Origin of the sequence: Micromonospora sp. NPDC005173, from assembly GCF_040608515.1 — a bacterium.
Classification (GTDB): Bacteria; Actinomycetota; Actinomycetes; order Mycobacteriales; family Micromonosporaceae; genus Micromonospora.
On record NZ_JBEXIK010000059.1, the window covers coordinates 1 to 23758 of the forward strand.

Consider the following 23758-nt stretch of genomic DNA (forward strand, 5'->3'; position numbering starts at 1 on the left):
GAAGATGTCGACACGTACACCAGGATCTCCGATCCCGCCCTCGGTCAGCACCCCGCACTCACACGCGGTGTCTCACACCATCCTGACCAAGAGGGGGCCGCCGTGACGGTCATGCTGGCCATGCCACAACATCCGCAGCATGCCAATGACGACCTGTGACGAAAGAGCGGAGTCGTGCTCGCGCTCCATCGGCAGCCTCCAGTCCCCTTGGTCCTCAAGCTGCCTAAGAACTGTTCCGAGCGTCGCTCTTGAGTTGCTGGGCGACACCACGGGTACGGCAGCGTCCTCAACGGACAAGATTGCCAACCGATACGCCTCGCTAGCATTGGGGGTGAGACCGTAGAGCTCCTCCCATGCCTTGGCTAGCCGCGTTCCAGCTCGCCCAGCTCGTGCCATCACAGAGTCGGCAGCAACCTGCACGCCCAGGGGGACGCGACGTGTCAGGCCCGGACGACCGGCTCGGACGCCAATCTCATATGCCGATTTACTGCGTACCAGTACGGCACCAAGGTCCTCCGCACTCGCATGGCTGTCGTGAGCAAGGAGGTAGTCGGCGATCTGAAGAGGGGCAGCATACTTCTGCAGCGTTGTGATCGCGGTCAGTAGCTGCCTCTGACCGACTTGTCCGCTGACCCCCGAGGCCCGGAGGTCAGGAATAGGGATCTTGAGAGTCTGGCACATGCGTTCCGCCAAGTCCGTGTCCAGCATCGGCACGGGTCCACTTCCGTCGCGATAACGCCGACGCACAGTCAGGGCATCTCGCACCCATACCCAAAAGGATGAAGTCATCCATTTTGGGACACCATCATGGAGGGCATCGTACTCAGCGATCTGTTCCTCTGTGTCGATGCCGAGAGGTCGCCAGGCTTCTTCGATCACGCGTGGGATTGTCCCACGGCGGCCCCACGCAGTACGACCTCGCGACACTCGTCGTCAATCCCCCAGCCATCCCAATGCTTCTGGGGGCGTCAGGCCCTGCTGGCCGCCTGTTGGCCGGCGGACTTGACCTCTTCGTCCCGAAGGAACGATCAGCCGTCGATGCAAACCCGAACCGCCGAGACAGCCAACAGGCAGGGAGCTTCCGTCATGAACAGGGTCGTCCAACAGGTCCTGCTCCATCGGACGCCCGAACGGTGGCGGATTTCGGTCTGGGAAACACCAGAAGCCATCGGATGCGGCGACCTACCCGACACGCCACCAGACGCACCCATCGAGACCGCCCAACAAGACCTCCTCGACCACCTCCGCAGGCACTGGAACTACAAAGGCCAACTGACCTGGCACGAGGAGAGACCCGACTGGTGGGTCGCCACGCCCATCACCAACTGAACCGAAGATCGTCTAGCCGGACGTGTCACCCAACATCTGACACCGATCCGTCACGCATCAAGTGGAGCCCGACATCGCCGGCAGCCCGGTGCCGGCAGCCGCCGGCAGCGGCCGTGTCCGGCAGCCACCCTGTCTGATTGCAGAACCTGCGTGACAGTGCGCCGCGTGCTGGTGGAGTTTGCCGCGACGGAGCAGCGGAATCGCGTGGTGCTGGAAGTCCAGGCGGTGCGTCGACGACGGAGATCGCCCGACCGTTGGGAACGTCTCGGCTGTGGACCGCTGGTGGACTGGCACCATATTAGGCTTCCGGGTCCGTATTGGCCGGATGAGTAGGAAGATGCGCCTATGGGGCATATTTTGGGGATTCGGCGACCGGTGCCGATTGGCGAGGCCCAACGCACCACCCCGTTTGAGGTCTTCTTCGACCTGGTGTTCGCGTTCGCCTTCATCCGCGTGGCCACGTTCATGGCAGGGTCGCCGACGCCGCTCGTCCTGGTGCAGGGCCTGGTGTTCCTGATGCTGCTGTGGTGGCCCTTCACTACCTTCGCCTGGCTGGCCAACCAGGTCCGCGCCGACGTGGGCCTGGTCCGCGCCGGGCTGGTCGTGGTGATGGCCGCAATGTTCGTGGCCGGCTTGGTCATCCCGTACGCGTGGGGGCACGGCAGAGGGACGGTGTCCGAAGCGCTGACGGTGGCGGTGGCGTACATCGTGATCCGGACCGCGTTTTACCTACTCAATTGGCACGTGGCCGTCGTTCACCCGCGAATCCCGGCGCCCGGCTTCCGCTATGCCATCCCGATCGCGGGGGGCTGGATTCCGCTGCTGCTCGGGGCGGTGCTCGGCGGCGCCACACAAACGCTGTTGTGGGCCGCGGCGTTCCTCATCGACTGCCTCGGTACCACGTGCGCCTCGGTGTTCAGCAGAGACCGATTTCAGTTGCGCAGTGCTAGCCACCTGTGCGACCGGCATGGCCTGTTACTGATTATCGCCCTGGGCGAGTCGCTGATCGCGGTGGGCGCCGGCGCCGGATCGGCGGTCACCCACTGGCCGGTCCTGATCGCCGCACTGCTCGCCGTGGCCATTGCCACGGCCCTGTGGTGGCTGTACTTCGAGAACGCCGCCGCACCGGCCGGACAGGCCCTGGCGCGCCTCCCCGACCAAAACCGCGTCCGGCCTGCCATCAACGCCTACAGCCTGGCCCACTTCCCGCTCATCGCCGGGATCATCTACCTGGCCCTGGGCATCGAACTCGTCCTCGAGCACCTGGCCCACCACCCGTCGCAGCATCCTGCCGGGGCGCCGCTAGATTGGACCTCCACAGCAGCCCTGTTCGGCGGCCCGGTCGTCTACCTCATCGGCCGTGCCCTGTTCCTCCGTTCCACCGTCGGACACACCCCACGCGCCCAAATCGTCGCGGCCGGCATCATGCTCGCACTGCTTCCCGTCGCCCGGAGCCTGCCCGCCCTCGGCGCCTTCGGCGTGATCACCGCTGTCCTCGCCGCCCTTGTCTGCTACGAACGCATCATGTGGCAGCCGACCGCAGGTGCCAGATGATTACCCACCCACACCCCATACCGTGAAAGACCAGCAATGGCGCCGTTGCGTTGTGGGATCAACGGACGCGGTGAACCGGCGTCGGGTCCGCGGTCAGATCGCCAGGGCGAGGGCGGCGAACGCCGCAGGCACCCGCGTTGCCGGCGGGGAGTCGACGGCGAGTTCGTAGTGTCCGCGGCGCAGGTTCTGCATGAAGGCGTGTCCGGCGATGATCACTTGTGCTGTCTGCTCGGTTCGTAGCCCGCGCATCGGTCTCAACCGGTGTTTCAGCTGGCTGTGATCGGCTTCTATCGGGTTGTTGGCGTACTGCTCGACGTGGTGCCACGCGGACGGGATCAGCTCGTCCAGGACGCCGGGATAGACCGCGGCGGCGTCGGTGACCACCTCTGTGGGCTTGACCTTCAACGCTGACAGCGCCCGTCGGAAGAACCGCCGGGCGGCTTCGGCGTCCCGGCGGGTCGAGACGAGCACGTCGATGACTTGCCCGTACTGGTCGACCGCCCGGTACACGTACCGCCACACCCCGTTGACTTTGACGTACGTCTCGTCAACGTGCCACCGGCCGCCTGGTGAGTGCCGGCAGAAGCGGGCGGCGTCGGCCAGCAGTGGGGTGAACCGCTGCACCCATCGGTAGACGGTGACGTGGTCGACTTCCACGCCGCGCTCGACGAGGACGTCGCGGTAGGACAGGTTGAACCGCAGGTACCAGCGGACCGCGACGACGATCACCTCCGGTGGGAACCGGAACCCGGCGAACGCCGACTTCGGAGGCGGCCACAGGCGAGGACGACTCGACGACTTCACAGTCCAAGTCTGTCTCGATCTTGCCAACGCTCAACGCAACGGACCCCACGTTCCGGCTGTTCAAGCAGACCCTCGGCTGGACCGTGCCGAAACTGCGCGACCCGCACGCCGCCGACCGATGAACCTGGCTGATCATCGCTGCCCACACCCAACTCCGGCTGGCCCGGCCCCTCGCCGCCGACCTGCGCCACCCGTGGGAACGACCGGCCCGACCCAAACGGCTCACCCCAGCCCGCATCCGCCGTGGATTTCGGCACCTCCGCACGACAACCGCCTGTCCCGCCGGTGCACCGAAACCCACCCGGCCAGGCCCGGGACGGCCACCCGGACGACCCAACCGCCAACCCACCCGCCGCCCCGACGTCCACATCGTCACCAGCAGCGACACCGCCAACCCGAAATCCAGCAAGAAGAAATCGACGAATCCTCGACCACACCGCACAGGTTAAAGATCAAGTTAGAAGGCGATGAGGGCCTTGAGGACCTGGCGGTCGTCCATGGCGCGGTAGGCCGCGGGGACCTCGCCGAGCGAGACCGTACGGTCGAAGACCTTTCCGGGGTTGACAGTGCGGTCGAGGATGCCGGGCAGCAGCTCGCCGATGTAGGCCAGCACCGGGGCGGGGCCGCCGTTGAGGGTGATGTTGCGGCCGAACAGGCTGCCGAAGCCGATCGATGCCTCCTCGTACTGCGGCACGCCGACGCGGCTGATCACGCCGCCCGCTCGGACGATGCCGACGGCCTGGTCGTAGGCGGGCCGGTGGCCGACGGCCTCCAGGACCTTGAGCGCGCCGCCGTTGGTGAGGTCGCGGACCTTGGCGATGCCTTCCTCGCCGCGCTCGGCGACAACGTCGGTGGCGCCGTACTCGCGACCCAGGTCGGTACGGACCTTGTGGCGGCCCATCAGGATGATCTGCTCGGCGCCGAGCTGCTTGGCCGACAGCACCGCGAGCAGGCCGACCGCGCCGTCGCCGATGACCGCGACGGTGTCCCCGGCGGTGACGTTGGCACGCTTGGCGGCGTGGTAGCCGGTGCCGTACACGTCGGCCAGGGTCAGCAGCGAGGGCAGCAGCTCGGAGTCGGTGCCCACGGGCAGCTTGACCAGCGTGCCGTCCGCGAGGGGCACGCGGATCAGCTCGGCCTGCGCGGCGCTGAAGAAGCCGAATTCGGCGTGTGCGCAGGCGGTCTGCAGACCCGCACGGCAGAACTCGCAGGTGTTGTCCTGGTACGAGAACGACGCCACGACCAGGTCCCCGACCTTGACGGAGGCCACATCCGAGCCGATCTGCTCGACCACGCCGAGGAACTCGTGACCCATCTGCACCCCCTGGTCTGAGGCGGGCATGGAGTGGTATGGGTGCAGGTCACTGCCGCAGACACAGGCACGTACGACACGCACAACCGCGTCGGTCGGCTCCTGGATGGTCGGGTCGGCGATCGTCTCGACGCGGACGTCGCCCGCGCCGTACATGAGGGTGGCACGCATGTTGGTAGTCCTTATGGGTTGCGTTGGGCGGTGGATCAGTGCTGGTTCGCCAGCAATTTGTCCAGGACCGCGCCGGCGCGGTCGGCCTGGGGCTCGCCGACCCGCTCGCGCAGGACTGTGATCAGGCCTCGCAGGTTCTGCTGGGTCAGCCCGGTGTTGAGGGCGATGCCGAAGTGGGACTGCAGCTGGCCCTCGACCCCGTCGAGGTTGGCCAGGGCCGCGACGGTGGCGATCTCGCGGCTCTGCCAGTCCAGGTTGTCGCGGCCGAAGATGTCGCCGAACAGGTGTCCCTTGAGGAACTGGTCGATGGCCGGGGCGAAGTCGAACAGCGGCCCGGTTACCGGCGCGCCGGCGAGCTGGGTCTGGTTCTCCGCGCCGAGCTCGAGACTGCTTTTGTCAGTGGGCAGCTGCTTCGGCTCCGCGCCGGCCTCGTCAGTGATCCCCTTCGCGCGGCGCTCTTGGAGCACGGCCATGAACGTGCCGAGACCGTTGAGACTGCGCGGGAACCCCGCGTAGGCGTACATCTGGACCAGGATCTCGTTGATCTCGTTGATCGTCAGACCGGCATCCAGGCCGTCGGCAAGGGCCTCGCGCAGCTGCGGGAGCTGGCCCGCGGCGGTGAAGGCTCCGATGGCGGCCGTCGCCTGCTGCCGTGAAGTGAGGTCGCTCACTGCTGGTTCGCCTTCTCGTACAGGTCCTGAGCGACGGGCTCGAGCCACGTGGTGGGGTCCCCGCCGTCGGGCTTGGCCTCGAGCAGGGCCAGGTGGCTCATGAATGTGTCGGCGGCGGCGCCGTGCCAGTGCTCCTCGTCGGGCGGGCAGATCACGGTCTCGCCTGCGTGGATGCGTATGACAGATCCGTCGCGGGTGCCGACCAGGCCGACACCCTCGGTGACGTGCAAGGTTTGGCCGACGGCGTGCGAGTGCCAGTTCGTCCGGGCGCCGGGAGTGAACCGCACAAGCGCGGCGGTCATCTTCGATGGCCCGGTGCCGTTGTAGATCGGGGTCATGTAGACGTCGCCGGTGAACGCTTGGGCGGGCGTCTTCACGGTGGGCCGGACGGGCTGCAGTTCCATGCTGTGCTCCTCGGGCGATGGGTTCAATTACAGAAAACTCACTGGTTGACACAGATGGGAGGGTTTGCCGTAACAGGTAATGACAGAACCCCCATGCCCCGAGGCAGTGGCCGTAGCGTGGTTGTCATGGACACCCAGGACGACGTTCGCGAGTTCCTGGCCTCTCGTCGCGCCCGAATTACCCCGGAACAGGCCGGACTACCTTCTTTCGGCGGTACCCGTCGCGTCGCCGGGCTGCGCCGCGCCGAGGTCGCCATGATCGCCGGGGTCAGCCCCGATTACTACACTCGCCTCGAGCGCGGCAACCTCTCAGGCGTCTCCGACAGCGTGCTGGACGCCATTGCCCGCGCCCTGCACCTCGACGAGGCAGAACGCTCCCACCTCTACGACCTCGCCCGCGCCGCCAACACCAGCCCGCGCGTCCGACGCCGTCCGGCAAAGCAGCAGCAGATCCGGCCCGGCGTGCAAAGCCTGCTGGACGCGATGACCGAGGCACCCGCCTTCGTACGCAACGGGCGCCTCGACATTCTGGCCGCCAACCGGCTCAGTGAGGCGCTCTACTCCCCCGCGTTCGAGGCCGCCGCGCGGCCGGTCAACCTGGCCCGGTTCTGCTTCCTCCACCCGGCCGCCGACGAGCTCTACCCCGACTGGGACGAGGCCGCCAACACCACCGTCGCGCTGCTGCGCACCGAAGCCGGGCGCGACCCGTACGACAAGGCGCTGAGCGACCTGGTCGGCGAGCTCGCCACCCGCAGCGACGACTTTCGCACCCGCTGGGCCGCGCACGACGTGCGCCTGCACCACACCGGCGTCAAACGCTTCCAGCATCCGGTGGTCGGCCGGCTCGAGCTGGCGTTCGAGGCGATGCCGTTACCGGCCGACCCCGGCCTCACCCTCACCGCCTACAGCGCGACCGCAGGCACCCCCGCCGGCGACGCGCTCCGCATGCTCGCCAGCTGGGCCGCGACCAGAACGTCCACCGAGGCTTTAGCGGGTCAGTAAGGAGTGATCATGCGAACACGGGCGCTCGGCTCGGGCATGGAGGTTTCAGCCATCAGTTTCGGCGCGATGGGTATGACTCAAAGTCACGGCCCCAAGGCGACCGCTACTCCGAGCGCATGATCAACCGCCGACCTGTACCTATTCCCGCGAAAGGCATACGTCATGGCATGGACACCGCAACCGCCCGGCAGCTGGCCGATACGGGGGAAATCCAGGGTCATTGCGTTCTGGGGTTGCTGCTGGTCACGGCCCTGATGAGGTCGTGTGGGCGGCGGTTGGCGCGTCGGGTGGCGCGGGCGATGTTGGTCTCGCCGGTGGTGTGGTGGTAGCCGATCGCGGTGTTACGCAGGGTGGCCAGGACGGCGGGTCCGGTACCGGTCCGGGCTTGGTGGAGGTCTTCACGGAACGTCACATCTCGGACGTGATGGACGAGGTTTTCGATGAGCCACTCGCGGCGGATCCAGTCCTGCAGGTCGGCGGGGTGCGCGCCGGCGGCGGGTAGCGAGATGGTGAGGTAGGCGGTTTCGCGGCTGGTCTTGCCGGTGGCGGTGCGGGTGCGGGTGATCCGGACGGCTTGGCGGGCATGCGGAAACAGGATGCCGCCGGGGGTGTTCACGGTGACGGCCTTGACAGTGCGGGTCTCGCGGCGGCCGTGGCCGCGGTCGCGGGACTGGTGGCCTACCGGGATCTGCGCCCAGGGCAGGGTCTTGAGCTACTGCACTCGGCTGGAGCGCGGCAACCTCTCCGGCGTCTCCGACAGCGTCCTGGACGCCATCGCCCGCGCCTTGCGACTCGACGAAGCCGAACGCTCCCACCTGTACGACCTCGCCCGCACCGCCAACACCACACCGCGCACCCGGCGTCGGCCGGTCAAGCAGCAGATCCGGCCGGGCGTGCAGAGCCTGCTCGACGCCATGACGGAGGCCCCCGCCTTCGTCCGCAACGGCCGCCTCGACATCCTCGCCGCTAACCAGCTCGGCCAGGCCCTTTACGCACCGGCCTTCGACAACCCGGACCGTCCGGTCAACCTGGCGCGGTTCTGCTTCCTCGACCGCCGCGCCGATGACCTCTACCCAGAATGGGACGACGCGGCCAACACCACCGTCGCGCTGCTGCGCACCGAAGCCGGCCGGGACCCGTACGACAAAGCCCTCAGCGACCTGGTCGGTGAGCTCGCCACTCGCAGCGACGACTTCCGCACCCGATGGGCGGCGCACAACGTGCGTCTGCACCACACCGGCGTCAAACACTTCCAGCACCCGGTTGCCGGCCGGCTCGGCCTGGCATTCGAGGCCATGCCTCTGCCGGCCGCCCCCGGCCTGACCCTCACCGCCTACAGTGCGACAGCCGGCACACCCTCCGGCGATGCGCTGCGCCTGCTGGCCAGCTGGGCCGTGACCAGCACACCTGCCGACACCTCAGCCGACCAGCGCCGAGACGCTGCCGGGCGCGTGGTGCTGGCCGCCGGTGCCCTCACGCCCGTGCTCATGCCGGCGTGGAAACCTGTGAACGACCATGCTGCGACTGGTCCCGGTCGGACCTCGCCGGGCCGCTGATCATTCCGCCGGCCACTGCGGTGCAACTGAAAACGCGTCCCGGCTTGGGGAAGGGTGTCGCCTCGTGGGTGTTCGACACCGGCCGCCGGGTCGGTGGCGCGCTGGCCATAGCCGTGTTCCGGGGCGCTGGTCTCCGTCTCCAAAGGGTTCCTCGACCACGCACGCGCCAGCCCGCTCATCACAGCCGTCATCGCCCTGGCCGACGCCACCGCCTGGCTAGCGCTCAAGCCCCGCCCGGCCAAGGAAGAGAGGTTCGCAGGAGTTCGCTGCGCGAGTGGGCGCCCGTGTGGGTATCGGCAGGCTGCTGACCCTGCCATCGCCAGGCGAGGTGCAGCTGACGGGGCTCGTGCTCGGGCTGGTGCTGGTCGTGATGACCCATTTTCTGCACCTTGGTCTCCTGTCCGTCCGCGGGCAGTACCCTCCGATTCCATGAGGCCGACCGACACCCGCCGGGACCCCGCCGGCCGGGTCACCACGGTCGAGATCTTCTTCGACGTGGTCTTCGTCTTCACCGTCACCCAGCTCACGCATGTCTTTGAAGAGGACCTCACCTGGGCAGGGCTCGGCCGCGTCGTCCTTGTCCTCGGCGTGCTCTGGTACCCCTACACCGGCTACGCGTGGCTGACCAACCAGCTGCCGCCCCGGGGCCCGACTCAGAAGCTCCCCCTCTTCGCCGGCATGGCCGGCTTCCTGCTCACCAGCGTCGCCATCCCCGCCGCGTTCACCGGGAGCGGCCGGCTCTTCGCCCTCGGCTTCTTCGTGCTCACCGTGGTCCACCTGGTCATGTTCGGCCGCTCGCAGGCCCGCGCCGCCGCGATGCGACTCGCCCCCTACAACCTCGGCGCGGCGCTGCTCATCGTTGTCGCCGCGTTCGTGACCGGACCCGCCGCGTACGCCCTCTGGGTCGTCGCAGCCGGCGTCCAGGCCTTCTTGCCGTACCTCACGCCGGGACTCTCCTGGATCCGCGTTGCCGGCACCTACGAAGTGGCCGCCGACCACCTCGTCGAACGCCATGGCCTGCTTGTCATCGTTGCCCTCGGCGAGTCCGTCGTCGCCATCGGCGCCGGCGTCGACATCCAACACCTCACCTTCGGCACAACGGGCGCGATCGTCATGGCGCTCGCCCTGCCTGCCGCCCTGTGGTGGACATACTTCACGGACACCCATACCGCCGCGGCGACCCTCGATGCCATGGACCCGCGTGGCCGTACTCATCTCGCCGCTCGCACCTACGTGCTGCCGCACTACCTGTTGCTGCTTGGCATCATTGCCACCGCCACGGGCATCCACGGCACCGTCGCCCACCCGGGCGCCCCGGCCGGCACCGCCACCGCTCTCGCCCTGTCTGGTGGCGTCGCCCTCTTCCTCACCGGCACCGGCGCCGCCCGGCTCGGCCTGCGCCTCGGGCTGCTCCCTGGGCGCGCCATCGGCGCCATCGCAGTCCTCGCCACCGTGCCGCTCGGTGCACGGATAGCCGCCGGCGTGCAACTCGCCGCAGTCATCGTCCTGCTCACCGCCATGCTGCTCGCCGGTCCCGGGCATCCGGCGTCGCGCACCAGCACGTCTTAGGAATCGCCGCGCGACGGTCCATGTCACCTGCCCACCCGTCGTACGGGAACGTCGCCTGGTCGATCGAAAGGTGCGGCTCGTCGAGAGTGGGTGCGCCGCTGGCAGGACGCGCAGCGCGTGGCTGACGCGTAACCGGGGGCGCTGTTGCGTTGCGGGTCAAGCGAGATGGCGAGCCCGTTTCGGGTCCGCGGTCAGATCGCGTGGGCCAGCTCGGTGAACGCGGCAGCGACCCTCTTCGTGGGCGGGACATCGACGGAAAGTTCGTAGTGACCGCGTCGTAAGTTCTGCATGTAGGCGTGTCCGGCGATGATCACTTGTGCGGTCTGGTCGGTCCGGAGTCCGCGCATGGGTCGTAGCCGGTGTTTGAGCTGGCTGTGATCGGCCTCGATCGGATTGTTCGCGTGCCGCTCGACGTGGTGCCAGGCCGAGGGGATCAGGTCGTCGAGCACGGCCGGGTAGACCGGGGCGGCGTCGGTGACGACCTCGCTGGGCGCCACCTTCAGCATCCGCAGCGCCCGCTGGAAGAACCGCCGGGCCGCGGCGGCATCGCGGCGGGCCGAGACGATCACGTCGATGACCTGCCCGTGCTGGTCGATCGCGCGGTAGACGTAGCGCCACACGCCGTTGACCTTGACGTAGGTCTCGTCGACGAACCACCGGTCAGCAGGCGAGTGGCGGGCGAACCGGGCCACGTCGGCCAGCAGGGGCATGAACCGCTGCACCCACCGGAACACGGTGACGTGGTCGACGTCAACACCGCGTTCGATGAGCAGCTCCTCCACGTCTCGGTACGAGAGGCAGTACCGCAGGTACCACCGGACCGCGACGACGATCACCTCGGACCGAAGCGGAACCCGGTGAACGCCGACTTCGGTGGCGACCAAGGGCGACGAAGGCTGGACGGCGTCACCCGTCAAGCCTGCCTCGGCCCCTGGGATCCGGCAACAACAGCGCCGCTGATCGTCACTCGCATCTTGCCGCTCGCGGCGCGTTGCAGTGCTGGCCGGTGGCTGCGTGCCGACCTGGGTGGGGCAGCACGCAGCCCAACACTCAGCGGAGTGCGCCGAGGTCGATGGCCTCGGCCATTGCGCGGTAGCCCGCGTCCGACGGGTGCAGGTGGTCGCCCGAGTCGTACGGCGGGTTGATCCGTTGCGGGTCGGCCGGGTCACGCACCACCGCGTCGAAGTCGACGACGGCGTCGAAGTCGCCGCTCGTGCGGATGAACTCGTTCACGGCCTGCCGCACGTTGTCCCGTTCCTCGGTGTAGGAGCGCCATCCCTTGATCGGCGTGATGGTTCCGACGACGATCCGCAGCCCCTGTGCGTGTGCCTGAGCGGCGATGTGCCGCAGGGCGAGTTTCAGAGTCTCCGGGTCGGGGTGTTCGAGGTTGAGGATGTCGTTGACGCCCTCGAGCAGGATGACCGTGCGCGCCCCGGACGTGGTCAGCATGTCCCGGGACAGACGGGCGAACGCGTTCGGGCCACCGATCCCGGTGCCAGTGCTGCTATCCAGGATCCGGTTGCCGCTGAGGCCGCTGTTGACCACGCCGAGCTTGGTCGGTCCAGGCTGGGCGGCGAGCCGGTCGGCGAGGACGTCAGGCCACCGCAGGTTCGCGTCGATAGTCGACTTGTCCCCGTCGGTGATCGAGTCGCCGAAGGTCACCACCGCGCCGCGCGCGGTGGTGGAGCGGACGTCGACGGCTGTCACGTAGCACCACGCCGTAGTCGGCTGGGTGAACGCGGTGCCTTGCTCGTCCGCCGCGTGGTCGCCGTCCGCGGAGATGAATGACGTCTGGTACGAGCGCGGGTGCTCGGTGACCGGGCCCGACGGCGCCGGGGTGTAGACGGTCACCAGCAGGTCCCCGTCTGCCGGCACGGCAAGGGAAATCGGGTCGCTAAGCACTTCACCGCCGGCCGGGATGGTCACCGACGACGCGCCGCCGAAGGTAAGCCCACGCATCGTTCCGCCGACTGCGTCCGGCGCGTCGGGCCTGGTCGCCACCGCCAGCGTCGCTCGTCCCATCAGGACGGGCGCCGTGCCGAGCGCGTTGGACAGGCGCACACGAGCCGCGTCGCCGCCCAGGCTGGTGTGCACCACATTGCGGACCGAGTGGTTCGGCAAGCCCTGGTCGGTACCCGGCGTCGTCCGCGCCATGGCCGTCTGCCAGGTGCCGACCCAGTGTCCGGGCGGACGGGTGTCGAGCTTGTCCAGGTCAACGACCGCCGCCATCGCCTGGTAACCGGCGTCCTTCGGGTGTAGGTGGTCGCCGGAGTCGTACTCCGCCCGCAGCCGGTTCGGCACCGCGGAGTCCCGCAGCGCGACGTCGAAGTCGGCCACCGCGTCGAACGCGCCGCCATCGCGGATGAAGTCGTTGACCGCCTGCCGCACGCCTTCCAGTTTCTCGGTGTAGTTGCTCGACCCGCCGAACGGCGTGAGGGTGCCACCGGTGACCCGAAGGCCCTTCGCCCTAACCTGAGCCGCTATCTGGCTCAGCGCCGCGATGATCTTCGACGGCTCGTGGTGCTGCGGCTGACCGCCGATGTCGTTGATCCCCAACATGACGATTACCGAGCGCACGCCGGTCGCGGTCAGCACGTCACGGTCCAACCTGGATAGCGCATTGGGATTCCAGGTGCTGTTGAGCAACCGGTTCGAGCTGATGCCGGCGTTGAGCACGCCGAGGCGCGTCGGCCCAGGCTCGGCGATCAGCCGGTCGGCCAGGTAGTCCGGCCAGCGGTGATTCGCGTTCCGTGTCGAGTTGTTCCCATCGGTGATCGAGTCGCCGAGCGTCACCACTGCACCCTCGGCCTGTCCCAGGACGTCCACGCCGCTCACATACGGCCAGAAAGTGATCGTTTCGGTGAACGCCGCGCCGGACTCGTCGGCCGCGTGATCACCGTTCTGCGACAGGTACGAGATCTGGTTGGCCACCTGGTGATAGGTCACCGGACCGGACGGCACCGGGGTGTGCACGCTGACCAGGAGGTCGCCATCTTCCGGCACGGCAAGGGAGATCGGATCGCTCAGCACCTCGCCGCCGGCCGGGATGATGACCGACGGCGCGCCGCCGAAGGTGAGCGTCCGCATCGTGCCCGCGACCGCGTCCGACGCGTCGGGCGCATCGGCGACCGCGACCGTCACCACGTCCATCCGCACCGCCGCCGTGCCGAGGACGTTGGTCAGCCAGACCCGCACACCCGAACCACCAACGCTGCTGTGCACGACGTTGCGGATGGTGCGGTCCGCATATCCGGTGGGGAGGTTGGGCACGCTGCCGGAAGCCGAGGCCGACCAGGTGCCGACCCAGTCATCCAGCGGTGCCGTCGACTGGGCGTCCTGGCCGGCTGCGTTGGCCGGGCTTGTCAGACCGAGCACCACCGCGAGCACGGTGCCGGCAGTTTGCATCATTCTCCGCAGGTTGGACATGGGATCTCCTCTCGATCGCCAACGATTTTCGCCCGCCGCCCCCGTCGCGGTCAACAGTTGTGCGGCTTCCTGTCCAGTCGCGACTCAGCTCGCGCTCCGAGCGCTGCGAGCGCGGAGAGGGATCGATGTAGCCAGATCATCGAGGGATGGTATGCAGGGAAACAAAGGGGTCGCGGACCTTAGGCCTCGCGCCCGGGTGTCGCCGCACCGCCGCATGGCGCGGTGGTCAAAGGTCCTCGCGACGAACGCGCCGACCGGGCCGGCCGACAAACCGCCCGGAGGGCTTGCGACCCCGGACATAGGACGTAGGATGTCCGCCAACGCTTCATACGTGTGACGAGGCGGGCGGTACGAGCAGAGCTGCAGACGATCCGCGAGCAACAGTGCGACAACCGGCAGCCCCGGATCCACCTGCCGCTCGACACGAGCCGCCCCAGCGGTGACCAGTGGAGGTATCGCAGCTCATGACGAGACAGAGACACAGCCAAAGACGCCGCCGACTGTTGTCCACCATGGTGATCGCGGCGATGGCTGCCGCCCTGCTCACCAGCGGCACCGCGCACGCCGCCGAGCCGCACCACGAGGAGCACGCGGTCTACACGGCGAACACGGACGGGTACGTCTGCTTCCGGATCCCGGCGATCGTGAAGGCCACCAACGGGGACCTGCTGGCGTTCGCCGAAGGCCGGATCAACAACTGTGAGGACAGGGGCGACATCGACCTGGTGCTGAAGCGGTCCCACGACGGCGGCCGTACGTGGGGGCCGCTGCAGGTCGTGTCGCGCGGCAATGGTGACACGCACGGCAACCCGATGCCGATCCTGGACGAACGGACCGGTCGGGTCGTGCTGTTCACGACCCACAACCCGGGGACCGGCAGCGGTGGCCGCGATCCGTTCCTGCAGGTCAGCGGCGACCACGGGGCGACCTGGAGCGCGCCGCGCGAGATGACCGAGCTGATGCTGCCGGAGTGGACCGCCTGGTACGCCACCGGTCCGGTGCACGCCATCCAGCTCAAACGCGGCCCGCACGCCGGGCGGCTGGTCATGAGCGCCAACCATGAGTCCGTCGCACCCGACGGGCGGCGCATCGCCGGGGTCCACCTCGGGTACAGCGACGACGGCGGTGACACCTGGCATCTCGGCGCCAGCGCCGGTGGCGCGGCCGACGACATCTTCGTCAATGAGTCGACGCTGGTGGAGCTGACCGACGGGCGGGTCTACGTCAACGTGCGGGAAGCCGGCACGGCTGAGGGCACCCGGGCGTACGCGATCTCCAGCGACGGCGGCGAGAGCTACGACGCGCCGTTCCAGATGGTGCCCGAGCTGACGATGCCGGTCGTGCAGGGAGCGTTGCTGCGCCTCACCGCCACCGACGAGGGTGACGCGCGGGACCGCATCCTGTTCTCCGGACCGGCCAACCCCGGCAAGCGCGAGGCCTTGACGATCCGGTCCTCGTACAACGAGGCCCAGACCTGGGAGACCTGGCAGGAAGGCAAGGTCATCAGCTGGGGTCCGGGTGGGTACTCCGACCTGGTCAAGATCGAGACCGACCCGGTCGCAGGCCCCGTGGCCGGGGTGCTGTACGAAGGCGGCGTGGCCGCCCTGTACGAGGTGATCCAGTTCGTCAGGTTCAACGAGGCGTACCTCGACACCCCGAACGGTTCGCCTCCGGACCTGCCGCCGCCACCGGCGCCGGGACCGACGACCCCGGACGCGGCACCGCGCTACGACAACACCGCCTACGTGCGCGGCGGCGCGACCCTGACCGAGGGGCGGTTCGGCGACGGAATCGCGCTCGACGGCGTCGACGACCACGTGGAGGTGCCGTACAACCCGGACGTCGACCTCGGGGAAGACGAATTCACCATCATGACGTGGTTCCGGTACAGCGAGACCACCGGCAGCCACGTGATCTGGTGGTTCCACCAGGTGGGCACGGGCGCCGCGCAGATCTGGCTGCGAGCCGAACCGGCGAGCAACCGCATCCGGGGTGTCGTCGGCACCGGCCAAGGCGACGCGAACATCAGCATCTCGGGCGCGTACAACGACGGGCTCTGGCACCACGTCGCCATGCAACGCACGGCGACTCGGGTCACGGTCCTCATCGACGGCGCCACCGTCGCCGACCTGGCCGCTCCCCGCGGCTCGGTGACCACCGGCAAGGAGTTCGGCATCCGCAGCATCTGCCTCGGTCAACGGATCGACGGCGTCAACCGATTCCGCGGCACCTTCGACGAGTTCCGCATCTACGGCCGCGCCCTCACCTCCGAGGAGTTGCGGAACGTCCGGGAACACAACGTCCCCATCGCCGGCCAGCTCCGGCTCCGCCTCCCCTTCACGGCCATCGACCCGCAGCAGTAGCCGCAACGTCAGTGCCCCCACCAACGGTCACCCAGCGGGGGCACCACCACCGGTCCGACCAGGCGCATCTCAGAACGATGCGCCGGATCCCTGACGTGCCACCCACCACCACGAAAGAGGTGCACATGTCCCGATCACCCCGTTCGATGATCGCTCTCGGCGGTGTCGCGCTCGCCGGCTCCCTGGTCCTCGGGGCCCCGCCCGCGACGGCCGAATCGGCGGCACCCCCGCATCGGTGCGACACCTCTGTGCCGTTCGTCTCCGGCACCGAGGGCTACACCGGATTCCGGATCCCGGCCGTCGTCACCGCCCGGTCCGGCACCCTGCTCGCCTTCGCCGAAGGGCGACACGGTTCGTTGGCCGATGCCGGCAACATCGACCTCGTCCTCAAGCGGTCCAGTGACGGCGGATGCACCTGGGGGCCGTTGCAGCTGGTGCACGACCGCGGTCCGGACACCGCCGGGAACCCCGCGCCGGTCCTCACGGCGAGTGGCCGTCTCGTCCTGCTGTCCACGACCAACGCCGCCGACGCGTCCGAGGCCGAGATCATGCGGGGTGAGGTCACCCCCGAGCAGAGCCGCCGGGTCTTCGTCCAACACAGCGACGACGACGGAGCCAATTGGTCGGCGCCGCGGGAGATCACCGGGCAGGCGAAGGCGGAGAACTGGCGGTGGTACGCCACAGGGCCGGGCCACGCCCTGCGCCTGACCGGTGCCGCGCATCGGGACCGGCTGGTGGTGCCGGCCAACCATTCGATCGCGCCGCCGGCCGGCTCGACCGATCTCGGTACGGAGGCCAAGTACTACGGTGGTCACCTGCTCTACAGCGACGACGCCGGCGAGACCTGGCAGATCGGCGCGGTCGACGACAACCCCGACGGCTACGTGAACGTCAACGAGTCCACGGCGGCCGAGCTGCCGGATGGCCGGCTCTACCTCAACACCCGGGAGCACAACGGCAGCGCGCCCGGCAACCGGGCCGACACCTGGAGCACCGACGGCGGCCAGTCGCTGGTGCTGCCGTATCGACCGCAGGCGACCCTCGTGGGGCCGGTCGTACAGGGCAGCGTCCTGCAGCTGAGCGGTCCGAAGGCGCCGCTGGTCTACTCCGGGCCCGCCGATCCGGCCAGCCGAGCCGCGATGACACTGCGGATCAGCACGGACCAGGGCTCGACCTGGCGACCGGCACTGGCGCTGTCCGGCCTTCCCGCCGGGTACTCCGACCTGGTGCAGCTAGACTCCCGCACGGTCGGCGTGCTCTACGAGACCGGCAACTTCGGCCCATACGAGACCATCACATTCCGCCGGGTCCCGGCGGCGGAGCTGAGGCCGCTCGGGTGAGCAGGGGTGTGCGCCGCGACGCCGGTCGCGGCGCACACCTGCCCCGGTCAGGAACGCAGCACGGCGACACCGCGAGGCGGCAGGGTGACGAGGTCGGTCGGGGCGTCCTGCTCACCGAGCAGGTCGACGGCGGGCGCCGGCAGCGCCACGGTCGCCGGCGTGCCGCCGTGGTTGAGCAGGAACAGGTACGAACGATAGCCGCCGTGGCGGCGGACGGCCTGCACGCCGTCGGGCAGGTCTGGCAGGACAGGTGCGACTCCCGCTTCCGCTCGGACCTGGTCGAGCACCGCGCGCATCAGCGCCGGGTCGGGACGGGTGGCGAGGTACCAGGCGGCGCCCTCTCCGTAGCTGTGCCGCAGCACCGCGGGTCGGCCGGTCAGCTCGCCGTCGGTGAACGTACCCATCACCTGCGCCCCGGCCGGCTCGACCCACTCCGACCACTCCAGGCCGCGACCGTGCCGGCCACCCAGGTTCAGGCCGATGGTGCCGTCGACCGGCAGCGGCCAGAACTCCTCCACCCGCAGCCCGAGCAGGTCGCGCAGGGGTCCCGGCGCGCCTCCCGGATGCAGCCGCTCGGTCTCGTCGACCACCCCGGTGAAGTACGACACCAGCAGGATGCCGCCACGATGCACGTGCGCGCGCAGCGCGTCGGCCGTCGCGGTCGAGAGCAGGTACAGGTTGGGCACGATCACCAGGCGGTAGCCGGCCAGGTCGGCGTCGGGTGGGACGACGTCGCAGGTCACGTGGGCGTCGAAGACCGGCCCGTAGTGTGCCCGGTGGGCCGCCAGGAGGTCGAGCGGCGCCGGATGGGCGTCGCCCTCCACCGCCCACCAATTCGGCCAGTCGTGCAGCAGGGCCACGTCGGCCTGCACACGGGTGCCGGCGAGTTCGGCGGCGGCCGCGATCTCGGCGCCGAGCTCACGGACCTCGCGGTGGGTCCGGGTGTGCTCTCCGGTGTGCGGCAGCATCGCCGAGTGGAACTTTTCGGCGCCGCCCGCGGCCTGCCGCCACTGGAAGAACAGCACCGCGTCGGCCCCCTGGGCGACCGCCTGCCAGCTCCACAATCGCATCACCCCCGGCGGCTTCGGGGCGTTGCGCTCCCGCCAGTTGACCGCGCTCGGTGCCTGCTCCATGAGCAGCCAGGGCTGACCCCGCCGGGCCGAGCGGACGAGGTCGTAGCCGAACCCGGCGTCGACGTGGGTACGCGGGTCGTACGGGTCGGGATAGCTGTCGAGGCTGACGACGTCCTGCTCGGCGGCCCAGCGGAAGGAGTCGATCGGCTTGTGCACGAGGCCGATGAAGTTGGTGGTCAGCGGGACGTCGGGGGTGTGCCGCCGCAGGATGTCGCGTTCGAGGGTGTAGCAGGCGAGGATGGCGTCGTCGCTGAACCGGGCGAAGTCGAGCTTTTGGGCAGGGTTGCCGAACGTGGGTGCGGTGCGCGGGGGCAGCACCTCTGACCAGTCGTCGTAGCGCTGGGACCAGAAGGTGGTGGACCATGCGGCGTTGAGGGCGTCCACGTCGCCGTAACGGTCGCGCAGCCAGCGCCGGAAGTCGGCCGCGGACACGTCGCAGTAGCAGGCCCGCACATGGCAGCCGTACTCGTTGCCGACGTGCCAGAGCCGCAGGGCGGGGTGGCTGCCGTAGCGCCCGGCGAGCTGTTCGACCAGCCGGGCGGCGTGCTCCCGGTAGACCGGGCTCGACGGGCAGTAGTGCTGGCGAGCGCCGGGCCAGAGCGTCACCCCATCGGCCCGGTTGGGCAGCACCTCGGGGTGCAGGCGGGACAACCAGGGCGGCGGCGAGGCGGTCATGGTGGCGAGGCTCGCCCCGATGCCCGCGTCCGCCAGGTGGTCCAGCACCCGGTCGAACCAGCCGAAGTCGTACTCGCCGGGTCGCGGCTCGACTTGGGCCCACGCGAAGATGCCCACCGAGACCAGTGAGACGCCGGCCTCGACCATCAGCTTCATGTCCTCGGCCCAGACGTCCTCCGGCCACTGCTCCGGGTTGTAGTCACCGCCGAACAAGATTCTGGGCATGGTCATGCTGGTCCACTCCTCGTCGTCCGGGTGACCGTCCCCGGGCACTGCCGAACCGGGGCGAGGCGGACATGGGATGTCATCCGCCATCCGGGCACACTAGGTGGGGGCGCGGTGACCGTCAAGGCGTGAGCCGTGTAAATTCTTCCCACCGCCCCGCCCCGTCGATGCCACGACGTGGGATGTTAGGAGCGAGACGACGCGGCGGCACGGAGGGTGGGAGGCGGCATGCGGGCACGCACGAGGGCGACGCTGCAGGACCGCATCATCGCCCTTATCCACGAGCGCCGGCTCGCGCCCGGCACCCTGATGCCGACCGAGCCGCAGCTGATGGATCTGCTCGGGGCCAGCCGCAACAGCGTGCGGGAGGCGATCCGCGCCCTGCAGGCGCTGGGCATCGTGGAGATCCGGCACGGATTCGGCACGTTCGTGGGGCACGCGCCGCTGGACGTGCTCACACCGTCGCTGACGTTTCGGGTGCGCACCCGGCCCGGGCACGGGGTCCGGGCGCTGCACGATCTGGTCGCCGTACGCGAGATCCTGGAGACGAGCCTCATCGGTTCCGTGGCCCTCGACGTCAGCGAGGCCCGACTTGCCGCACTGGACGCCCTGGTCACCGCGATGGCCCGAGACAAGGAGGCGGACAGGGCATTCCACTCTCTGCTCTACGAATCCTGCAACAACGAACTCGTCCTCCAGCTGATCGGGCTGTTCTGGGACGTCTACCACGAGGTCGAGCCGGCCCTGGGCCCGCCCGAGGACCGGGCGTCCGACATCGTCGCCAACCACCGCCGAATCGTCGAGGCCCTGCGCAACCGCGACGGAAGCGGTGCGCAGGAGGCGATGCGCCTGCACTTCCGGGACGTCAAGGCCCGGATCGCCCGGGCCGAGCGCTGGCTCGCCGAGGCGGGCCAGCAGCCGGCCTGATCCCGCCCGTCGCGCGTCGTGGGCGGCCGCCCACCGCAGCCCAGCCCCGCGGTGGCGGACGTGCGTCGCGGCCGGCCACAGCCGGACGTTGCGCCTAAACCTGGGTGCCTTGCCTTACCGCGGAGCCAGTTGCTGGGACGGCGCAGACATGGCTGGCGGCCACCGCGGCGGCCCGGCCCCTCGCGGATCCTGCGGTGGACCACCTTTCGGACATCCCACGTCCCACATAGGATGACCGCCACCACCACCCCCGATCGGGAAGGGCGCGACATGAGGGAAGGGCATCGAACATCGCACCGCACCGGCGCGCGGGTGCACCGCCGCCCGGCCGTTATCTTGCTGGCCATGGCCGGCCTGCTCGCCGCCACGCTCACCGCGCCACCGCCCGCGGCCGCCGCCGAGGCGAGCCACGGGCGGGCCGGCGCGGGCAGTGCCGTTCCGTTCATCGATGAGCAGGTGCTCTACAGGCAGGGAAGCTTGGGGTATGCCTGCTTCCGGATCCCGGCCGTCGTCCGGGCGACGAACGGCATGGTCCTGGCGTTCGCCGAGGGCCGGGTCGCTGATTGCGGCGATGACGGGGACATCGACCTCGTGCTGCGCCGGTCCTCCGACGGCGGGCGCACCTGGGGACCGCTCCAGGTGGTGGTCGACGGCAATGGCCAGACCCGGGGCAACCCGGTGCCAATCGTCGATGAGCGCACCGGTCGGGTCGTGGTGGTGGGGACCAGCAACGGTCCGGCCCCGTGCCCGAACGGCTGCGACCGCGACCCCTACCTGGTCACCAGCGACGACAACGGTGCGACCTGGTCGCCCGTACGCGAGCTGACGGAGGCCAAGCGGCCGGAGTGGAACTTCTGGTACGCCACCGGCCCGATGCACGGCATTCAGCTCCAGCGGGGCCCGCACGCCGGCCGGCTCGTGGTCGGCGCCAGCTTCGAGAGCTATGACGGCATCGGTGCGCACGTCTACGGCACACACCTGCTCTACAGCGACGACGGGGGACTGACGTGGCAGATCGGCGCCGAGACGTCCCGCGACGACGGGTCGGTGATCGCGCAGGAGGTCACCGTCGTCGAGCGGACCGACGGACGGATCTACGCACTGGCCCGCGAACGTGGCACCGACCCGGGCCACCGGGCGTACGCCATCAGCAGTGACGGCGGGCGCACCTTCGACGCCCCCTTCCGGACCATCCCCCGCCTCGAGATGCCGGACGTGCAGGCCTCGTTGGTGCGGTTCGGCGCGACCGACGCCGGCGACCGCCGGAACCGGATCCTGCTCTCGTCCCCCGCCCACCCGGTGGCGCGGGAGGTGATGACGATCCGTTCGTCGTTCGACGAGGGGCGCAGCTGGCAGACCTGGGACGAGGGCAAGGTCTTCCACTGGGGGCCGAGCGCGTACTCCGACCTAATCCGGCTGGACGGCGACGAGGCGGCGCTGCTGTACGAGGCCGGGCAGACCAGCCCGTACGAGAGCATCCGGTACGCCCGCTTCAACGAGGCGTACCTGGCGACCCCGAACGGTACGCCTCCGGGGATCCCGAGCCCACCGGCGCCGGGCCCGACCACCCCTGACACCTCGCCCCACCACAACCAGGCGTACGTCCGGGGCGGCGCCGAGCCGACGGCGGGGCGCTACGGCGACGGGCTGGCGCTGGACGGGGTGGACGACCGGATCGAGGTGCCGTTCGACCGCTCGGTCGACCTCGGGGGTGGGGACTTCACGTTCGCGACCTGGATCCGATACGCGGAGACGAAGGGCTCGCACGCCATCATGTGGGCCTACCGCACCGGTAGCGGCACGACGCCGCAAGTCTGGCTGCGGGCCGAGCCGGCGAGCAACCGGATCCGGGCGCTGATCATGGTGGACCGGTTCAACGTCTCGATCGCCTCGCCGCAGGCGTACAACGACGGGAACTGGCACCACGTGGTGCTGCAACGCGTCGACGGCCGGCTGGTCCTGCGGGTCGACGGCGCCGAGGTGGCGGCCGCCGCGGTGCCGCCCGGCTCGGTCACGGCCGGCAAGGAGCTCGGCGTCACGGGCATCCACCTCGGGCAGCGGGTGGACGGGGTGGACCGCTTCCGTGGGACGCTCGACGAGGTCCGCCTCTACCGTCGAGCCCTGTCGCCCACCGAGCTCGACCTGATCCGTGAACGGAACCTGCCCATCGGCGGCCAACTCGGCCTCCAACTCCCGCTGCAGACGGTCGACTGACCCCACTGACACCAGCACGGCGGCGTCCACCAACAGGTGGGCGCCGCCGTGCGCCCCGACCACGAACCGATCAGGAAGGACGCGCTGTGCTCACCGACTGGCCCCTGGACACCCTGCGCGACTACCGGCCGGCCCGGACGGAACCGGACGACTTCGACGACCTCTGGACCACGACGATCGGGGAGGCCGCCGCCGCGGCATGGCCGGCGCGACTGGACCCGTACGACGCGGGGCTGGCCACGGTCGAGGTGTATGACGTCACCTTCGCCGGCCACGCCGGCCAGCCCGTCCGCGCCTGGCTGCTGCTACCCCGCCACCGGTCCGGGCCGCTACCCTGCGTCGTCGAGTACATCGGCTACGGCAGCGGCCGAGGCCTGCCCCACGACTGGCTCTTCTGGAGCGCCGCCGGTTACGCCCACCTGGTCATGGACACCCGGGGCCAGGGCGCGGCCGGCTCGCTGACCGGGGACACTCCCGACCCGGACCCGTCCGGAGCGCCCCAGGGCAACGGCTTCCTCACCCGGGGAGTCACCGACCCCGGCAACTACTACTACCGGCGGGTCTTCGCCGACGCGGTGCGGGCCGTGGCGACCGCGCGGCTCCTCCCGCAGGTCGACCCGACCCGGATCGTCGTCGCCGGGGGCAGCCAGGGCGGTGGGATCGCGCTCGCCGCGGCCGGGCTGGTCGACGGCCTGGCCGGGGTGCTCGCCGACGTGCCGTTCCTGTGCCACTTCCGCCGCGCGGTCGACATCACCGACGCCGGGCCGTACGCCGAACTGGGGTCGTACCTGCAGACCCGCCGCGGTGAGGTGGACCGGGTGTTCCACACCCTGGCGTACTTCGACGGGCTGAACTTCGCGCCCCGCATCACCGCCCCGGCGCTGGTGTCGGTGGCGCTGATGGACCGGATCTGCCCGCCGTCGACCGTCTTCGCGGCCTACCACCACTGCGCCAGCCCCGACAAGGAATTCGTGGTGTGGCCGTACAACGGGCACGAGGGAGGGGCCGGCTTCCAACGGGTGGAGCAGCTCCGCTGGCTCGGCAAGCGGGTGTCTGCGGGCGGACCGTCCACCTCCTGACCGT

At 69.6% G+C, this 23758-nt stretch carries 17 protein-coding genes and 2 pseudogenes; 11 read left to right on the forward strand and 8 right to left on the reverse strand.

The genetic code is table 11. The features are described from left to right. The first annotated feature begins 1086 nt into the window (after nt 1–1086). Complete coding sequence (locus ABZV00_RS34005; RefSeq protein WP_355613811.1) at nt 1087–1329, forward strand: hypothetical protein; 243 nt, start codon at nt 1087–1089, stop codon at nt 1327–1329. Between the two features lie 375 nt (nt 1330–1704). Then, nucleotides 1705–2883, forward strand: a complete 1179-nt coding sequence (locus ABZV00_RS34010) for a low temperature requirement protein A (protein WP_355613813.1) — start codon at nt 1705–1707, stop codon at nt 2881–2883. 93 nt (nt 2884–2976) lie between these two features. Here the strand turns inward: ABZV00_RS34010 and ABZV00_RS34015 are convergent, their stop codons facing one another. After that, nucleotides 2977–3663, reverse strand: coding sequence for an IS6 family transposase (locus ABZV00_RS34015; RefSeq protein ID WP_355613864.1), 687 nt, complete (start codon nt 3661–3663; stop codon nt 2977–2979). Between the two features lie 65 nt (nt 3664–3728). Here ABZV00_RS34015 and ABZV00_RS34020 point away from each other — a divergent pair. Then, a pseudogene (locus ABZV00_RS34020) lies at nt 3729–4136 on the forward strand (transposase); the annotation flags it as partial. A gap of 8 nt (nt 4137–4144) precedes the next feature. Here ABZV00_RS34020 and ABZV00_RS34025 read toward each other — a convergent pair. Genes ABZV00_RS34025 through ABZV00_RS34035 form a run of 3 tightly spaced genes read right to left on the reverse strand, consistent with a single transcriptional unit; the run spans nt 4145 to nt 6245 of the window. Continuing rightward, complete coding sequence (locus ABZV00_RS34025) at nt 4145–5170, reverse strand: alcohol dehydrogenase catalytic domain-containing protein (protein WP_355613815.1); 1026 nt, start codon at nt 5168–5170, stop codon at nt 4145–4147. Nucleotides 5171–5205: 35 nt separating this feature from the next. Further along, nucleotides 5206–5841 carry a carboxymuconolactone decarboxylase family protein gene (locus ABZV00_RS34030; RefSeq protein WP_355613817.1) on the reverse strand — a complete coding sequence of 212 codons (636 nt, stop codon included), beginning with the start codon at nt 5839–5841 and terminating at the stop codon, nt 5206–5208. Further along, the gene (locus ABZV00_RS34035; RefSeq protein ID WP_355613819.1) at nt 5838–6245 is read right to left on the reverse strand and encodes a cupin domain-containing protein; all 408 of its coding nucleotides are present in this window, start codon (nt 6243–6245) and stop codon (nt 5838–5840) included. The genes ABZV00_RS34030 and ABZV00_RS34035 overlap by 4 nt, the downstream gene beginning before the upstream one ends. 126 nt (nt 6246–6371) lie before the next feature. Between ABZV00_RS34035 and ABZV00_RS34040 the strand changes: the two genes are divergently transcribed. Next, nucleotides 6372–7247, forward strand: a complete 876-nt coding sequence (locus ABZV00_RS34040; protein ID WP_355613821.1) for a helix-turn-helix transcriptional regulator — start codon at nt 6372–6374, stop codon at nt 7245–7247. 217 nt (nt 7248–7464) lie between these two features. On the opposite strand, the gene ABZV00_RS34045 is transcribed toward ABZV00_RS34040, so the two are convergent. After that, nucleotides 7465–7950: an ISAs1 family transposase gene (locus ABZV00_RS34045; protein ID WP_355613866.1), complete on the reverse strand. Its 486-nt coding sequence runs from the start codon at nt 7948–7950 to the stop codon at nt 7465–7467. Between the two features lie 4 nt (nt 7951–7954). Between ABZV00_RS34045 and ABZV00_RS34050 the strand changes: the two genes are divergently transcribed. Next, the gene (locus ABZV00_RS34050; protein ID WP_355613823.1) at nt 7955–8803 is read left to right on the forward strand and encodes a transcriptional regulator; all 849 of its coding nucleotides are present in this window, start codon (nt 7955–7957) and stop codon (nt 8801–8803) included. Nucleotides 8804–9232: 429 nt separating this feature from the next. Beyond that, nucleotides 9233–10372, forward strand: a complete 1140-nt coding sequence (locus ABZV00_RS34055) for a low temperature requirement protein A (RefSeq protein WP_355613825.1) — start codon at nt 9233–9235, stop codon at nt 10370–10372. Nucleotides 10373–10563: 191 nt separating this feature from the next. Here ABZV00_RS34055 and ABZV00_RS34060 read toward each other — a convergent pair. Continuing rightward, nucleotides 10564–11282: pseudogene (locus ABZV00_RS34060) on the reverse strand (IS6 family transposase). Nucleotides 11283–11422: 140 nt separating this feature from the next. After that, nucleotides 11423–13798, reverse strand: a complete 2376-nt coding sequence (locus ABZV00_RS34065; RefSeq protein WP_355613826.1) for an SGNH/GDSL hydrolase family protein — start codon at nt 13796–13798, stop codon at nt 11423–11425. 464 nt (nt 13799–14262) lie between these two features. Between ABZV00_RS34065 and ABZV00_RS34070 the strand changes: the two genes are divergently transcribed. Both ABZV00_RS34070 and ABZV00_RS34075 read left to right on the forward strand, forming a co-directional pair. Then, complete coding sequence (locus tag ABZV00_RS34070; protein ID WP_355613828.1) at nt 14263–16161, forward strand: sialidase family protein; 1899 nt, start codon at nt 14263–14265, stop codon at nt 16159–16161. Between the two features lie 125 nt (nt 16162–16286). Continuing rightward, a complete protein-coding gene (locus tag ABZV00_RS34075; protein WP_355613830.1) occupies nt 16287–17501 on the forward strand; it encodes a sialidase family protein in 1215 nt (404 codons plus the stop codon). A 47-nt stretch (nt 17502–17548) separates the two neighbouring features. On the opposite strand, the gene ABZV00_RS34080 is transcribed toward ABZV00_RS34075, so the two are convergent. After that, entirely contained in the window at nt 17549–19540 is a 1992-nt protein-coding gene (locus ABZV00_RS34080) for a beta-galactosidase (protein ID WP_355613832.1), read from the reverse strand. A 222-nt stretch (nt 19541–19762) separates the two neighbouring features. Between ABZV00_RS34080 and ABZV00_RS34085 the strand changes: the two genes are divergently transcribed. From ABZV00_RS34085 to ABZV00_RS34095, 3 genes are all read left to right on the forward strand, one after another. Further along, nucleotides 19763–20461, forward strand: coding sequence for a FadR/GntR family transcriptional regulator (locus ABZV00_RS34085; protein WP_355613834.1), 699 nt, complete (start codon nt 19763–19765; stop codon nt 20459–20461). A gap of 345 nt (nt 20462–20806) precedes the next feature. Continuing rightward, nucleotides 20807–22675 (forward strand): sialidase family protein, encoded by a 1869-nt coding sequence (locus tag ABZV00_RS34090; protein ID WP_355613836.1) that lies wholly within the window; start codon nt 20807–20809, stop codon nt 22673–22675. A gap of 86 nt (nt 22676–22761) precedes the next feature. Next, nucleotides 22762–23754 carry an acetylxylan esterase gene (locus ABZV00_RS34095; protein ID WP_355613838.1) on the forward strand — a complete coding sequence of 331 codons (993 nt, stop codon included), beginning with the start codon at nt 22762–22764 and terminating at the stop codon, nt 23752–23754. The last annotated feature ends 4 nt before the right edge of the window (nt 23755–23758 follow it).